A 15,585-nucleotide genomic window follows, 5' to 3' on the forward strand; every position below is an offset into this window, starting at 1 on the left:
GTTTCATCCTCCATGATTCAGCATCTTCCTTTTTATCCCCGCTTCAAAGGAGCTGAAACCAAAAAAACGCAGACGATGTGTCTGCGTTTCAACATGTTATTTCTTGATGATGATGGATGATGGAGAAGCACCTTTCGCATACGTGATGCGCTGGACATTTTTCGCCCCGCGAATCTCGGCAAGGTTTTTTCCGTCAACGATCACTTCTTTCACTGTTGCGCCTTTGAAGTCGATGATGGCACCGGCTTCTTTCGGTTTCACTTGAACGACGACATTTTTCAACGCATCACCCGTCAATTCCGTGTAAGCGCCACGGACAAAGATTCCGTTTTTAAAGTTTGTTCCTTTTCCAATCGTCACACCGATAAAGTCCTCTTGAAGGACGAGACGAGCGGCTGGATGATTTTCTACCGTGTAACGCGTCAATTCCACTTCAGGTTCTGGAGTGAAGTCGATTTGTGCGAGAACCGGATCATGGTCACTCGCGCGACCTGACATCTCGGTGAAGTCCGCATTGACGTGAATCATGTCAATCTTCGTAGAAGCGGCCAAGCGGTTCGACACGAGGATGTGGTCGAGTACTTGTGAGTTTCCTTGATAGACATATGAGTAGCGGTCAACAGCAGGGACTTTCTCGACCATGTTCGTCATCAAGTCACCTTTAAAGATCTGAAGCGCATCCGAGAATTCGAAATCGTTAAAGTCTCCGAGTGCGACAACGTTCGCTTCAGGGTTTTTCGTCTTCACGTCCGCCACGAAGTTGTGGACGACTTGTGCAATCTTCTTACGTTGTACTTCACTTCCGAGTACGACCGGCTGTTGTGAACCGAAGAATCCAGTATCGCCGCCTTTTGAGTTCCAGTGGTTCGCGATGACAATCACGTTCTCACCTTGGAAATCAAATTGAGCTGCCAACGGTTTACGTGAGCGATTGAACGCTTCGTTCGTCGGGTCGATACGTCCCGGGTTGTGCGTCAACTTCCCGTCAACATATCCGACTGCCGTCGTCGCGTCACCAGCAGGCATTCCATCCGTCAACGATACACGCGCAGGGTCATACAAGAAACCGACACGAATGTTGGCATCCGGTGCACCACCGTCTTGGTTGTTCTCAGGGTCGATGTTGACGTACTTATACGTTTTCCCGCCGACAGCGACGATGTTGTCGATCAACCGTTGATAGCTTTGATCAGCGGCAGAACCCGCACCTTTGTCTTGTCCATCGTTGTCCTGTACTTCTGTTACGCCGATGATGTCAGGGCTGTTCAATTCATTGACGAATGCTTTTGCCAATTTGAGCGCTTTCTCATCTGATGTTTCTTTAATGTTGTTCGAGAAGTTTTCTAAGTTGTAAGACGCGATCGTCAATTGATCTTCTTCTGCTTCGATGAACGTCTTCTCACGCTGCGCATCCCCTTTGACGAAAGCAGCTTTCATATCTTCGAGCGACGCTTGAATCTTATAGTTTCCGAATGAGTAGCCGACGACACCAACGATTGGTCCATTGAAACGGTCGCCAGTCGCCACATCGAAGTCACGCGCTTCTGCGTTCGGTTCGAGACGGAATTGAATGCGCTCCGGGTTTGCGTCGTTCTTTTTCAATAAGACACCACCATTGTAAGTCTCCGTTGGCGTATCTTCGAGCACGGTCACGAGGTCACCGTATTCTTGTGGTCCGACTGATTTCAAGTTGTTCGTTTGAACGCGCATGCCTTCGAGGCTTTCCCAGAAGTCAATCGCGTCCTTCTCCGGGTTGAAGACGGCGAGGTTATCACTATCGATAAACTCTGTCGGTAGGTTTGAAGCATCGATTGTAATCGGAGTCGGGAGTGTCACACCGCTCGCGACGACTTCGACTTTTCCATTGCGTGTATCGATTTGGGTCATCTTCATGTCCGTCTGTTGGCGATCGCTATATCCTTCAATCGCGTATTCGCTCACTTTCCCGTTCACCTTGACGAGGTCACCGACTTGAATACCAGCGATTGAACGTCCACCGTAAAGGACAATCCCTTCAGATGTGCGTGCATCGTTATCGGCTTCAGCATCCGGTGTCTGGATGAAGTAATATGTCGTCCCGCTCGAGATGAAAGTAGACGTGACGATTCCTTCGACGCCCTCAACCGTCTGTCCGTTCATTGGAGCCGTATGGTTCGCTCCTTGGATGTCGTGAATGCGAATCTTATCTGTGATCTTGTATGAGAATGTCGAGACCGCGCTGAACGTGTCGCCTGTTTTCACGACCGTCTTCAGCGTCGTCGAATTTTCGATGCGAATCGAACCTTCGTAACGAGTCCCGTTCTCTTTCGGATCTGAACCGTCGAGTGTATAGAAAATTTCGGCGTCTGCCGTCGTCGTTGAGAGCGTGACGTCTTGCGGTCCGACAAACGTGCCGGCACCTGGTTTTGCGACGGCCGGACGAAGGACCGACGTATCGATGACCGTGTCAGCTGGGTCACGCGGGATGATTTGATAAGCATCGTCAAACTGCTGAACGATTCCTGTGATAGATGAATAGTTCACGTCCGTCTGTAAATCGAGGATGCCACGCTCGTCACGAACGATGAACTCTTTCGTTCCGTCCGTTGCCGTCAAGTTTTGACCGCTCCCTGTGAGCGTGACATTGTTGACGGTTACGAGTTCTGATTCGACGTCTTCATTGATTTGTTCTCCCGTCACTACTTGTGCAGTAGGAAGCGTTGCTGCTTGTTTCGAGACGACGACCGCACTGTTCAATTGAAGGAGTTCACGATACGAACCGACGACGCCTGTGACGACGACTTCATCCCCAACGTTGACCGCAAGGGACGTCGGACGGATAGAAAGACCGCCTGTCGCATCTTGAATCGAGATTGTGTTCGCAAGCTTTCCAGTGACGACTCCTTTTACAGTGACCGTCTCATTTTCTGCTTTTGTCCGTGCGTCAGCGATTGAAATCGGTGTGACCGGTGCAGGTGGCTCCGTCGTACCGCCATCGCCATACTCGACGCCTCGGAACGTATGCGCACCGAGGTTATCGAACGAGTCTTGTGGTGTCGATGTCCATTCGACAGCAGGATCGAAAGCGTCGCTTCCGTCACTGTCGCCACGCGTGACCGTATCTTTTCGGATGAGTGACTGGTCGGCAGTCGCGACGGTCGTTCCCCATTTCGTACCTGGGTCGACACCGAGTTGACCGAAGACGTCGAGAACAGTGTCTCCTTTTTTCAAGACAATCGTGTCATCTCCGTTGAAGTTCGTCACAGCGCTCGTCGTATTCGATTTCGCTTTCAATGCGTCCGACGCACTACCGTTCACGATGACATATGTAGCTCCTGGTGCGAGTGTTCCCGTCAAATTCAATGTGTTTCCGGCAGTCGTACCACCATTTGAATAGAGTTCAATCTTGTAGGCAGAAAGGTCGATTGTCGCGTTCGTTCCGTTAAACAACTCGATGGCTTTATTGTTGCTTGACCCTTCTACATACTCTGAGATGAAGAGGTCTGAAGCATTCAACGTCTCAGCATGTACATTTGCCGCGATCGGCGTCATGCTACTGACGATGAGTCCTGCTGACAAGGCGAGTCCAGTGACTGCCTTAAATGATTGTGTTGGTTTCCCCATGTGTAAGTCTCCCTTAGATGTAATTGTGTGATTCGATTTCCCCATTGTGCACCATCATAAATTGAGTATAAATACCCCTCCTTTTTATCAAAAAACAACATGATAACGCTTACATTACTTTCCTTTTAACGAATCACTTGAAAAATTATTCGTGTATTGTCAAAAGTGACAAACACATTTCCCAAGTTTTTAACTACATGTTAAACATAACCAAGCAGACGTCAGAACTCAATCCACTAAATACGAAGTTATGATTACAGTTTGATGACAAGGTAAACAAAACTTGAAGAACTTGACGGTTGGGTCGATAACTTTTACACTCTTCTAATACGAATTAATTGTATCGGTTAAGTGGGAATTAAAAAAGGAGGCAGTAATGAGAGCGATCAACTATCCAGTCATTCCTGGAGCAGGCGCATTTTATTATGAAGGAAATGAAATTGGTATTTTGCTTTGTCACGGATTTAATGGAACGCCTCAGAGTGTGCAAGACGTCGGGATCGAGCTGATGAAACAAGGGTTTACGGTGTATGCTCCACGTTTGAAAGGGCATGGGACAGACCCGGAAGATTTTCGATGTTCGACACATCGATGTTGGTACAAAAGTGTCATCGAAGGCATCGAACGATTGCGCGAGTCGTGTCAGACGGTCATCGTCGTCGGTCAGTCGATGGGTGGGACGCTAGCGCTCAAAGCTGCACTTGAGGAAAAGGCAGATGCAATTGTCACAATCAATGCCGCCTTATCCGTACCTGGATATGCGTGTCATGCGTCAGATACCGAGTGTCGATTCATCGATGAAGACGCTCCCGATATTTTAGCAGAGGGTGTATATGAGATTGTCTATGACCGTGTGCCGACAAAGGCGATTCGGGAATTACTGTCGTTAATTGATGAGGTGAGACCACAAGTTGGTTCGGTAAATGTGCCGACATTTGTCATCCATTCGGCTGTCGACAACGTCGTGCCGCCGACCGACTCGATTTGGTTGTTCGATCAATTGCAAGGTACAAAAGAATATGCGGTGCTCTCGAACTCGTATCACGTCGCGACGATGGACAATGATTGGAAACACTTATCGAAGCTCATCACGACTTTTTGTGAACAAGTTGGGGCGCTTCATTCAAATGCAGTGTAAACTGCATTTTTTTGTGAGCTGATTCTTTGCAAACGCTTGCACTAGTGCTATGGTAGATGTGAATCATACCTTATTGTAGGAGGCACGTGCCGTATGGAGACGTTGTTCAGCCAAACAAAACAAACAGAAGTGAGTCGCGTATGGTGGAAAGAGGCGATTGCCTATCAAATCTATCCACGAAGTTTCAAAGATTCGAATGGGGATGGAATCGGAGATTTACGTGGGATTATCGAAAAGCTCGATTACTTAGAAGACCTTGGCATTGACGTGATTTGGATTTGTCCGATGTATAAGTCGCCAAACGATGACAACGGATATGATATTAGTGACTATCAAGACATTATGGAAGAGTTCGGGACGATGGAGGATTTCGATGCGCTATTAGAGGCCGTACATGCACGTGGCATGAAACTGTTGCTCGATCTCGTCGTCAACCATACATCGGATGAGCATCCGTGGTTCCTCGAGTCGAAAAGTTCTAAAGATAACCCGAAACGGGATTGGTACATTTGGCGAGACGGAAAAGATGGCGCACCACCGAGCAACTGGGCAAGTATCTTTGGCGGCTCTGCTTGGGAATACGATAAAAAGACCGATCAATACTACTTACACGTCTTCTCGAAGAAGCAACCGGATTTGAACTGGGAAAACCGTGAAGTTCGAACGGCTATCTATGACATGATCAACTGGTGGCTCGATAAAGGGGTGGACGGATTCCGTGTCGATGCGATCAGTCACATTAAAAAAATGCCAACGGGAACGATGCTCCCATCGCCGGACGGCAAGCCGATCGTCACGGCGTTCTCGATGTACTCGAATATCGACGGCATCCATGACTATCTTCAAGAGATGAAACGGGAAACGTTCTCGAAATATGATATTATGACGGTCGGTGAAACGAACGGGATTGAGCCGGAAGCAGCAGATCTTTGGATGGGTCCAGAAAACGGTGCAATGAATATGGCGTTTCATTTTGACCATGTCGACATTATGCGGCGGTCACGTCTGGCCCCACTCGATGTTGTCGAGTTGAAACGAATCTTCGATAAGTGGCAGCAAGGTTTACGTGAAACGGGTTGGAACGCTCTATATATTGAAAACCATGACATGGTGCGTGCGGTCTCGCTCGTTGGGGATGAGCATCATTATTGGCGGGAGAGTGCGACTGCGCTTGCGATGATGTACTTCTTTATGCACGGGACACCGTTTATTTACCAAGGACAAGAGATTGGGATGAAGAACGTACCGCTTCCATCCATCCATGACTACGATGATGTCGCGACGAAGAATGAATACTTCGAACGGATTGCGAACGGGATGAGTGAAGTCGACTCGATGCAGCAAGTATGGGGCACATCCCGTGATAACGTGCGAACGCCGATTCAATGGGATGCATCACCGTATGCTGGTTTCTCAACGACAGCCCCATGGATGCCGATTCACGAAGAGTATGAGACACTCAACGTCGAGGCACAGCAAAACGATCAGCACTCGATTCTCTCGTTCTACAAGGAAATGATTCGTCTTCGTCGAGCCGAAGATACGTTTACGTACGGTCGTTATCGTGATGTCTTGCCAGAGCATAAGCAGGCTTTCGTCTATGAACGTACATTTGAGAACAATCGATTCTACGTGGTCGTCAACTTGACCGCGAATCCGGCAGAAGTGACCATCCCGGAGATTGCGGGTGCGACGCTTGTCATGACGAATGAAATCGATCCGGAGACGATTGATACCGAGACATTCATGCTTCGACCATTCGCAGCGCGGTTATATCGTTTATGATAGAGGGGTACCTTCTGAGGAGGGTACCTCTTTTGAATGAGGGGTGGAGTGAGGATGCATACGATTGAATTTTCAAATGGGAATGATTCCGTACACGTCGTAATCGAAAGTGCCACTCGTGAACGATTAACCTTAAAGATTGGAGAAAGCTGGATCGTAACATCCGTGATGGCGTATCTCGACTTTGCAGAGACGTTCGCGGCAGCTTTTCATGATCTTCAAGGAACAGCGACACTTCGCGATATAGATGGAAACGAGATCATTGATGTCATCTTCTCACATCGAGGAGTCCGTATTACGTTTCATGATCCTCTTCCGGAGAAGACGCTACAGACCGATCAAAGTTATATGACGGAACCGATGCGACAAATCGGAATCTGGAATAGGCTGTGACAAATAAGGGAAAAGAGCATATGATAGAGGTTGACTAAATGGAAAGGGGTGTCGGGTATGGATGGAACGAAACGTGCTGACATTCGCCCAGGACTCCATGTCCAAATCGTTTTGAAACAAGATCAACGAAGCGGGAAGCTGACGAAAGGCGTCGTTCAAGATATATTGACGAACTCGCCACGTCATCCGCACGGAATCAAAGTGCGTTTGAGCGATGGACAGGTCGGTCGTGTGAAAGTGATCGAAGCTGGAGGTGAGTAAGATGAGTGAGAAAAAACTATCTTTTCAAGAAGCGATGAAACAAAAGCTGGCAGAAAAGAAACAGAACCAGACAAAGGTTCCGACGGGTTTACATGGTACAAAACAAAAACCGTTGACGAGCCAATTGACGAAAAAACCAAATAACCAGAAGAAACGTACTGGTATTTAAAAAGCAGTCGCTTGAAGAAGCGACTGCTTTTTTGATTCATTAATCGTGTAACGTATTTTCGAAATAACCGTTGTTAAATTGATCGAGAAGTTGTTGATAATACTTCATTTGGTCTACGTTCTTATTAACTAAAGCTGTTTCTGCGCCGGAAAGTAATTCGCCAACTGTCAAACCAGTGGATATTCCGCTGTCTTTGTAAACAAGATCGAGACCAAGAAGAGATGGGTCATTCAATAACACGTTGATTTTCGCTGCTGTTAATTGCATAATCAATCGTTTTTCTTCAGTCATTGATTTTGGAGAACTTGTCATCAATGCAGCTAAGGCTTGTTGTCCTTCAAGTGTACTGACGTCATAAGCAATTCCTTGAATATAGACGATTGAGCCGTACTCGAACGTTACTTTCTTGTAATTGAAGATGTTTTTCCAGAAACCAATTGTATAGACTCCATAATCGAACTCTGGTGGGGGTGGCGTACATTCTTCAACGGTTAATGTCACATAGCGTACCCAAGGGTTACCCGTACCTGGGTCACCAGGGTAAGCAGTCTCTGTATCTCCATTGACGATTGTATCTAGGTGAAGAAAAACGTTAAATTGGAAACCGTTTGATTTTAATACACTTTCGTCTACACCAAGATAACTTGCTAATGAAGCATAAGGTATTAGTAGATGTGTCGGATCAACAAGCGATGATGTTTTAAATTCGTATGCACCGGGACTTCCGCGTTCAAGTGATTCGCTTGTCAATCGAAAATCAATTTTGATGTTTTCAGGCACATCAGCTAATGTCACACCGTCATTTAGATCGATGACAACTTTTAGACCGTCTGCGACAAATTCAAAATCGACGACTCCGATTGGGATGTTCTGTCCTGCATAGATGGTTGAATCAGAGGTCGTGGACACACACCATTGTCTCTCCGTTCCTACGGTCGCTTCTGCTACGTTTCCTTTCATAGGCAACAATGACAACACAAAGGCCAATACAACGAACCAGGACAACCACTTCCGATGCCTTTTCATGATGGATTCCTTCTTTCTTCTAGATGATTTTTCGTGGTGAACAGAAGGTGATAACTATATTTAGTTAATACCCGGTAAACAGAAAAATCATATATTTTATGCGAAAAAACAGAGTAGTAAAATAGATGATTGATTGATTTAGCCTCAGAAATAATGAATTTTAATTTTGAAATATGTCGAATTAATCATGATTTAATATTTCTAAACATTTTTATGTAAGCGCTTTAAGTGCTTATAAATAAGGAATCTTGCTTAGTTGATGTGAAAAAAGAGTGAAATCACCTATAAAAAAATTATTGCCAATTGTCAGAATCTTTGTATAATTCAGAACTAAGACATCATAAAAAATTCTCAACTTCAGATTCACACAACAGGGAGGAACTTATTCATGGAAGCGATTCAAGGTATGTTACAGGGAAGCGTCGACTTTTTGAACAACATCTTATGGTCGTACGTATTGATCGCCGTGCTCGTCGGAGCCGGGATCTACTTCACGGTCAGAACACGATTTATGCAGTTCCGTTACTTAAAAGAAATGTTCCGGACGATTACAGATAAATCGGACGTGACACTTTCGAAAGACGGGAAGAGTATTTCTTCGATGAAATCATTCTTTATTGGTGCCGCAACTCGTATCGGTACAGGTAACCTTGCAGGGGTCACGGTAGCCGTCACACTCGGTGGACCGGGAGCGGTCTTCTGGATGTGGATTGTTGCCCTTCTCGGTGGAGCAACAGCTATGATTGAAAGCACACTCGCTCAAGTATACAAAGTGAAAGACGATGTTGCGTACCGTGGTGGTCCGGCTTACTACATCGAAAAAGGATTGAACAATCGTGCACTCGGAATCGTATTCGCAGTTCTCATCGCCGTCACATTTGGTTTGATCTTCAACTCTGTTCAATCGAACACGATCGCTGCAGCATTCGATAACGCGTTCGGTGTCGATGCAGTCATCGGTGGAGCAGTCTTAGTCGTCCTTACTGGTCTCGTCATCTTTGGTGGTGTACAACGTGTCGCGAACTTCTCGGCAATCGTCGTACCTGTCATGGCAGTTCTCTACCTTGCAATCGCACTCTACGTTGTTGTTGTAAACTTCGCTGAACTTCCAGCTGTGTTCGCGATGATCTTCCAAAGCGCATTCGGTTTAGACGAAGCGGTCGGTGGTTCAATCGGTGCTGCAATCTCAATGGGTGTCCGTCGTGGACTCTTCTCGAACGAAGCTGGTATGGGTTCTGCACCAAACGCAGCAGCAGCTGCTGAAGTATCGCACCCAGCGAAACAAGGTTTCCTTCAAGCTCTCGGTGTATTCTTGGATACATTGATCGTTTGTACGGCTACTGCAGCAATCATCCTTCTCTCAGACAGCTATGCTTCAGGGAACGGTGAAGGGATCGTCCTTCTTCAAAACGCTTTGACTGAACAAATCGGGGCACTTGCTCCAGCATTCATCGCCATCAGCGTCTTCTTGTTCGCGTTCAGCTCAATCGCAGGAAGCTACTACTACGGTGAAACGAACATCGAATTCATCAAGAAGAGCAAAGGTGCAGTATTCGGATTCCGTCTCGCAACAATGGCATTCGTCTTCATCGGAGCGGTCGCAAGCCTCGGATTCGTATGGAGCCTCGCTGACCTCTTCATGGCAGGAATGACATTGATCAACATTGCGGCTATCACATTGCTCGGTGGCGTTGCCTTCAAAGTTCTTAAAGACTACGAAGAGCAACGTGCTCAAGGTCTCAACCCACGCTTCTCTGCTCGTAAACTCGGCATCGAGAACACAGAATGCTGGGACGTGGAAGAAGACGAAGTGGCACAAGGTTCTGTTCAAGCAGCCGCTGCTGACTCTTCAAAATCATAATTCGTGAAATGAAACAAACAGGGACCCTGCTAATCGGGGTCCCTGTCTTTTTATGCGTGATGACGCATCGGTTTGACGGCTTGTTCCGTCTCCGATTTATTCAAATATACGTAACTTCCGGCGACGAACAACGCACCACCGACAATATTACCGAGTGTAGCGAAGAATAGATTGTAAAGAGCACCGCTGAAGGTGATGAGGTCCGACGGTACATAGTGAAGCGCAAGCGCAAAAACGCCCATGTTCGCAATCGAGTGCTCGAATCCGGCGGCAAAAAATACGACGACTGGAATCATCGTCAGCATGATCTTCGCGACGTCGTTATTTGTTTTGAGCGGCATGAAGATGGCCAAACAGACGAGCACGTTACACAAGATGCCTTTCAGGAAAATCGCGAGGGCATCTCCACCGATTTTTTTCGCGGCGACGACAGCTAGTAGGTGGTCACCCGTCACTTCGCCCATACTGTGAGCGCCGATGACGAGTAAGGACAGGATGAGGGCACCAATCAAGTTACCGAACCAACTGAGTCCCCATATTTTTGCTAAGTCTAACCAGGCGACACGACCTCGTTTTGCCCCGGTGTAGAGATACATCGTGTTACTCGTAAACAGTTCTCCCCCCATCCAGACGATGAAGACGAGCGCGACCGAGAAGCTCGCGCCGGCGATGAGCATCGTGCCGGGCACATCGATGAACATGTTTCCGACCGTGAACGAGAAGACGACCCCGATCCCAATCAAAAATCCAGCGATTATCGAACGTAACATGTATTGCGAAAATGATTGCTGAAGCAATGACGATTTTGTAAATGCGGCTTCTTCCATATAGTCGATGACTTGTTTTTCCATAAGAAGACCTCCTTTAGACATTTTCAGTCTAGGAGGTTGTTATAAAGTTTGCAATTGTTTTCACAAACTTTCAAGAAGTTCTCACGAAACCGTTCACATCGTTGCCACGAGTTCAACTTTGATGCGGTCTGGGTCTTCAAAAAACAGTGCGGTATAGTTCGGACCCCCTGCGTGAGGGAAACGGTCAGCATACAATTCACGAAACCCGTGTGACGTGAGTTGCTGTCGGATTTCTTCTAGTTGTGCGAGCGATGAGGCATGAAACGCCAAGTGATTGAGTCCGGTCTTTTTTCGATGGTAGGACGGAGTAAGGTGGTCTTCCTCTGTCTGAACGAACACGATATATGTATCGCCGTAACGATAGCTTCGACCTTCTGGCCACGATTGGTAGAGCGTGTACGCTAGCTGGTCACAGAGAAGCCATTCCCAAGCGCGTATACTGTCATCTAGGGTGGATACGTATAGTTCGACATGGTGAAGCATGAGAATCATCCTTTCGATGGACGTTTGAAATTGCTCCATTCGGTATAATTGAACTATACAACGAATGGGGGAGGAAGCATATGGATCGGACAGGGCTCGTCTCGAATATTTTGATTGCCGGGAAAACTGGCGTCGGAAAGAGTGCGTTCATCAATTATATATATGGACATGACGTCGCCGAATCGCGTGCCGGAAGTCCGGTCACCGCAGAAGGGCTTCATGAGTACGAGTATTACGACTTAGAACGGGGAATCTTATTTCGGTTCTTTGATACGTGGGGACTCGAGGCAGACCGCTCCGAAGAGTGGCATCAAGCGATCCTATCCATTGTGCATCAGCGCGAAGGGGCGCTCGATATCGCAGAATGGTTTCACACGATTTACTACTTGCTGTCCGTGCAGTCAGGGCGTGTCGAGGCATACGAGCTCGAGGCGATTTTAAAGCCGTTATATGAACGTGGGAGCAACGTCACTCTCATTCTGACCAACTTCAATGAAGAAGACCCGATGAGTGTGCAGAAGGCGGAAGCGATGGAACGGGTATTGTTACGTGAATTGCCAATCGATAAAGGGGATATCATTCGTGTCAACAGTGTCGAGAAGAAGTTACTGACGGGGAAACGTGTCCCGGTAAGAGGCTATGAAGAGGTATGGAAACGGAATCGGACGAACCTTTGGAAAGACATCGAACGAAAACTTCCCATCAATCTGACGAATCATCTTTTAGAAGAGTTGGAAGATTGGCGGATTCGAAGTATCGACTCGGCAGAAAAAATCCGTATGCTGACCCCACAGGCGATGATTAGTTGGAAAGCCCGTCACATTGAAAAGGATTTAGAGAAAACACTCGAGCAGGCGGCCGTAACGACCGAAGACGCGATGGCAGAAGGGGTGCGTCACTATATCCAACTCATGCAACGGTACCCATTAGTCGGTGAACAAGCAGACCACTTGTTTAGAACGAGACGAGTCGAACTCGGATTTGACTATTCATTTGGAAAAACGGTAAGGAAGATGGTTCTCGGAATGATTCCCGGAGTGCATTTCATTTACTGGGCATTCAAGCGCCGAACGGCAGAACGAGGCATCAAAAAGGCCATCGATCAGCAATACACATCTGTGAAACAAACGATTGAAGAAGAGATTCGACGTGGCTTTGAGCGCGAGATGCGTCAGCTAGGGCAAACGCTCAACTCATAAAGGGGGAAACGAGAATGGAATCGACAAAGCGGTTTGATTTTAAAGACTATGATTTGAAAGCAGAGCTCGAGCGACTTCGTGGAAATGTAAAGAAACCAAACATCCTCATCGCAGGGGCGACGGGAGCGGGAAAAAGTTCGGTCGTGAACCATGTGTTTGGTCGAGATTTGACAAAGGTGGCGGCAGGGGAACCCGTCACTCGGGGAATCCATCAATATAAGAGTGACGATATTGCGGTCACGTTGTTTGATAGCGAAGGGTACGAGATTGGGAGTGCCCGCCAACAACATTACGAGGAAGAAGTCATCGGGTTTGTGGAGAACGCAAAGAAACAAGAAGCATCCGAACGAATCCATCTCGTTTGGTACACAATCAACGCCGCGACAAAACGTGTCACACCACTCGACAAGACACTGATCCATCGTCTTCGTGAATCGACTGCTGTCGCTGTCTTATTTACACAGATTGACCAAGTTGATTTAGATGAACTGACGGCGCTACGAAGTGAACTAGATGAGGTCGTATCAGAGGAATCCGTATTCCAAGTCAGTATTTCTTCGGAAATATTAAATGATGAGACGTTACGACAGTATGTCGATTGGGAACGATTGATTGTGTGGTCGGTCGAACAGCTAGACGCTTCTTTGCAGGAAGGACTCTTGATGGAGATTCAGGCAGAGAGTGAAGCGATGCTCAAGTTGAAACGGAAGAAAGCGAATCGAATCATCTCAGGCTATGTGGCGAGCGCAGGAACGGCCGCTGCAGTCCCGCTTCCGTTTGCCGATGCCGTGGCCTTGACACCGATTCAAGTGACGATGAGCGTCCATCTGTTTCGCTATTGGGGCGTGAAGGCGAGTGATGATTTACTGAAGACGCTCATTGGAAGCACGATTATCCCACAAATCGGACGTACGTTATCGAAAACGATTCTATTGAATGTCATGAAGTTCTTCCCGGGAGCGAATGCGGCAGCCGGTGTCATCAATGCGACGGTTGCCTCAGGAATCACGTGGGCAATCGGACTCGCCATCAACGAAATTGCCTATCGAAATGCGATGGACTCCTCAAAAACAATCGAGCAGTTGTTGAATCAAGAGTTCGGTTCGTTGTTTGAACAGTTCTTGAAACAAAATCCGAAGTCGAATCAACCATCCTAACGATCCCTTTTGTTAGACTACAAGTAAGTGTAGAGAGGGGGAGAAAGATGAAAAAACGAATCTATATTACGCGACGCTTGCCAGAAGAAGCAGTCGCGCCACTTCGTGACCATTATGATGTGCGTATGTGGGAACATGAGGGGCAGAGTGTCCCACGTGAGGTTCTTCTAGAAGAGGTGGAAAGTGCACATGCACTATGGACGATGCTCAGTGACACGATTGACCGCGAAGTGTTTGAACGTGCCACGAATTTAGAGGTCGTCTCCAACTTGGCTGTCGGCTATAACAATATCGACTTGAACGCAGCGAAAGAGAAGGGAGTCATCGTGACGAACACTCCGGACGTCTTGACCGAAACGACGGCGGACTTGACGTTTGGACTCATGATGATGACGGCACGGCGTCTCGGTGAGGCAGAGCGTGATTTACGTGCTGGCGAGTGGAAATCTTGGCTGCCGATGGGATATGTCGGGATGGACCTCTATCAAGCGAAGCTTGGCATTATTGGTATGGGACGGATTGGTGAGGCGGTCGCACGGCGGGCACGAGGGTTTGATATGGAGGTGCTGTATCACAACCGGACGCGTCGTCACGAGTCGGAGTCGATGTATGGCTTCACCTATGCGGAGCTCGATGAACTGTTGACGCAATCTGATTTCGTCGTCGTTCTCGCACCACTCACGGACGAGACGCGTGGAATGCTTGGAGCAGATGAGTTTGCCAAGATGAAAGAAACAGCGATTTTCATCAACGTGGCTCGTGGAGAGATTATCGACGAACAGGCGTTGTATGAGGCGCTCAAGGCGAAAAAGATTTGGGGGGCTGGCCTCGACGTGTTCACGAAAGAACCGGTCGACTTGGATCATCCGCTATTGACGCTTCCGAACGTGACGACACTACCGCATATCGGGAGTGCCTCGATTCGGACACGTCTCGCGATGATGGCGTTGAACCGAGATGCCATCGTGAACGTGCTGGAAGGAAAGGAACCGAAGAATCGTTTAACATGACAAAGAGCCTGACGCGTGCGTCAGGCTCTTTGTCATGTTAAAAGCGTCGAATGTTGTCTGGGTCTTCGACATCGTTTCGATACGCACGATCATCGAGACCGCGTAGTTTTTCTTCTCGGTCAGGATTCTTTGTTTCTTTATCAAGCTTGTCTTGCTCCGGGTCTACCGGGTGACTTGGGTCGACGGTCTTGGCCTCATGGTACGGTTTCGAGTCGATTTCCAATCCGTCGTCTGTGTGACTACCGAGATGGGTGGAGGATGCGTCTTGATACGGTTTCGCGTCAACCGTCACCCCGTCCTGATGACGACGTTCAAAGTCTTCGTCGACGTATACGAGAATTTTACCGGCCTCTACATCGTCATAGTGACGTTTCACTTCTTCCTCGCTGAGTCCCATGTTTCGTAAGCCGGCATGAACATCTTCATGACCACTTAAGAAAGCCCGAACTTTATCAAACCAACTTGCCTGATGTGCAGCTTCCGTATGAACATCTGTATCACGTCTCAAAATCGATACGTTGTCTTCATGCTTTGTGATGACGTAAATGTGCGAATCTTCGTATCCTTTTGCTCGTAATTCTTCAATTTTCCCGAGTGCTGCGTCCTGTGTATCATGCATACTGATAAATTGTTTTTCGTTCATGGTTGT

Annotated in this window: 14 protein-coding genes; 9 read left to right on the top strand and 5 right to left on the bottom strand. The window is 47.6% G+C overall.

The features are described 5' to 3' along the window. Positions 1-96: 96 nt before the first annotated feature. Positions 97-3,603 carry a lamin tail domain-containing protein gene (locus tag KNP62_RS10725; protein WP_214785501.1) on the bottom strand — a complete coding sequence of 1,169 codons (3,507 nt, stop codon included), beginning with the start codon at positions 3,601-3,603 and terminating at the stop codon, positions 97-99. A gap of 376 nt (positions 3,604-3,979) precedes the next feature. Between KNP62_RS10725 and KNP62_RS10730 the strand changes: the two genes are divergently transcribed. From KNP62_RS10730 to KNP62_RS10750, 5 genes are all read left to right on the top strand, one after another. Beyond that, complete coding sequence (locus tag KNP62_RS10730; protein WP_214785502.1) at positions 3,980-4,741, top strand: alpha/beta hydrolase; 762 nt, start codon at positions 3,980-3,982, stop codon at positions 4,739-4,741. Positions 4,742-4,870: 129 nt separating this feature from the next. Further along, positions 4,871-6,526, top strand: coding sequence for a glycoside hydrolase family 13 protein (locus KNP62_RS10735; protein ID WP_214785649.1), 1,656 nt, complete (start codon positions 4,871-4,873; stop codon positions 6,524-6,526). A gap of 54 nt (positions 6,527-6,580) precedes the next feature. After that, the gene (locus tag KNP62_RS10740; RefSeq protein WP_214785503.1) at positions 6,581-6,919 is read left to right on the top strand and encodes a hypothetical protein; all 339 of its coding nucleotides are present in this window, start codon (positions 6,581-6,583) and stop codon (positions 6,917-6,919) included. Positions 6,920-6,976: 57 nt separating this feature from the next. After that, the gene (locus KNP62_RS10745) at positions 6,977-7,180 is read left to right on the top strand and encodes a YwbE family protein (RefSeq protein WP_015880320.1); all 204 of its coding nucleotides are present in this window, start codon (positions 6,977-6,979) and stop codon (positions 7,178-7,180) included. A gap of 1 nt (position 7,181) precedes the next feature. Further along, on the top strand, positions 7,182-7,349 hold the full coding sequence (locus KNP62_RS10750) for a hypothetical protein (protein WP_015880321.1): 168 nt from the start codon (positions 7,182-7,184) through the stop codon (positions 7,347-7,349). 39 nt (positions 7,350-7,388) lie between these two features. Here KNP62_RS10750 and KNP62_RS10755 read toward each other — a convergent pair whose 3' ends face one another. Further along, positions 7,389-8,375 (bottom strand): hypothetical protein, encoded by a 987-nt coding sequence (locus tag KNP62_RS10755; protein ID WP_214785504.1) that lies wholly within the window; start codon positions 8,373-8,375, stop codon positions 7,389-7,391. A gap of 388 nt (positions 8,376-8,763) precedes the next feature. Here KNP62_RS10755 and KNP62_RS10760 point away from each other — a divergent pair, with 388 nt between their 5' ends. Beyond that, entirely contained in the window at positions 8,764-10,236 is a 1,473-nt protein-coding gene (locus KNP62_RS10760; protein WP_214785505.1) for an alanine/glycine:cation symporter family protein, read from the top strand. Between the two features lie 50 nt (positions 10,237-10,286). Here KNP62_RS10760 and KNP62_RS10765 read toward each other — a convergent pair whose 3' ends face one another. Both KNP62_RS10765 and KNP62_RS10770 read right to left on the bottom strand, forming a co-directional pair. Beyond that, complete coding sequence (locus tag KNP62_RS10765; RefSeq protein WP_214785506.1) at positions 10,287-11,087, bottom strand: formate/nitrite transporter family protein; 801 nt, start codon at positions 11,085-11,087, stop codon at positions 10,287-10,289. Between the two features lie 93 nt (positions 11,088-11,180). Continuing rightward, on the bottom strand, positions 11,181-11,570 hold the full coding sequence (locus tag KNP62_RS10770) for a VOC family protein (RefSeq protein WP_214785507.1): 390 nt from the start codon (positions 11,568-11,570) through the stop codon (positions 11,181-11,183). Positions 11,571-11,650: 80 nt separating this feature from the next. Here KNP62_RS10770 and KNP62_RS10775 point away from each other — a divergent pair, with 80 nt between their 5' ends. Genes KNP62_RS10775 through KNP62_RS10785 form a run of 3 tightly spaced genes read left to right on the top strand, consistent with a single transcriptional unit; the run spans position 11,651 to position 14,936 of the window. Beyond that, positions 11,651-12,769: a GTPase gene (locus KNP62_RS10775; RefSeq protein WP_214785508.1), complete on the top strand. Its 1,119-nt coding sequence runs from the start codon at positions 11,651-11,653 to the stop codon at positions 12,767-12,769. Positions 12,770-12,783: 14 nt separating this feature from the next. Then, positions 12,784-13,926 carry a YcjF family protein gene (locus KNP62_RS10780; protein WP_214785509.1) on the top strand — a complete coding sequence of 381 codons (1,143 nt, stop codon included), beginning with the start codon at positions 12,784-12,786 and terminating at the stop codon, positions 13,924-13,926. A 47-nt stretch (positions 13,927-13,973) separates the two neighbouring features. Continuing rightward, the gene (locus tag KNP62_RS10785; protein ID WP_214785510.1) at positions 13,974-14,936 is read left to right on the top strand and encodes a 2-hydroxyacid dehydrogenase; all 963 of its coding nucleotides are present in this window, start codon (positions 13,974-13,976) and stop codon (positions 14,934-14,936) included. 37 nt (positions 14,937-14,973) lie between these two features. Here KNP62_RS10785 and KNP62_RS10790 read toward each other — a convergent pair whose 3' ends face one another. Further along, entirely contained in the window at positions 14,974-15,579 is a 606-nt protein-coding gene (locus KNP62_RS10790; RefSeq protein WP_214785511.1) for a YflT domain-containing protein, read from the bottom strand. Positions 15,580-15,585 lie beyond the last annotated feature (6 nt).

Source organism: Exiguobacterium sp. s183 (assembly GCF_018617655.1).
Classification (GTDB): Bacteria; Bacillota; Bacilli; order Exiguobacteriales; family Exiguobacteriaceae; genus Exiguobacterium; species Exiguobacterium aestuarii_A.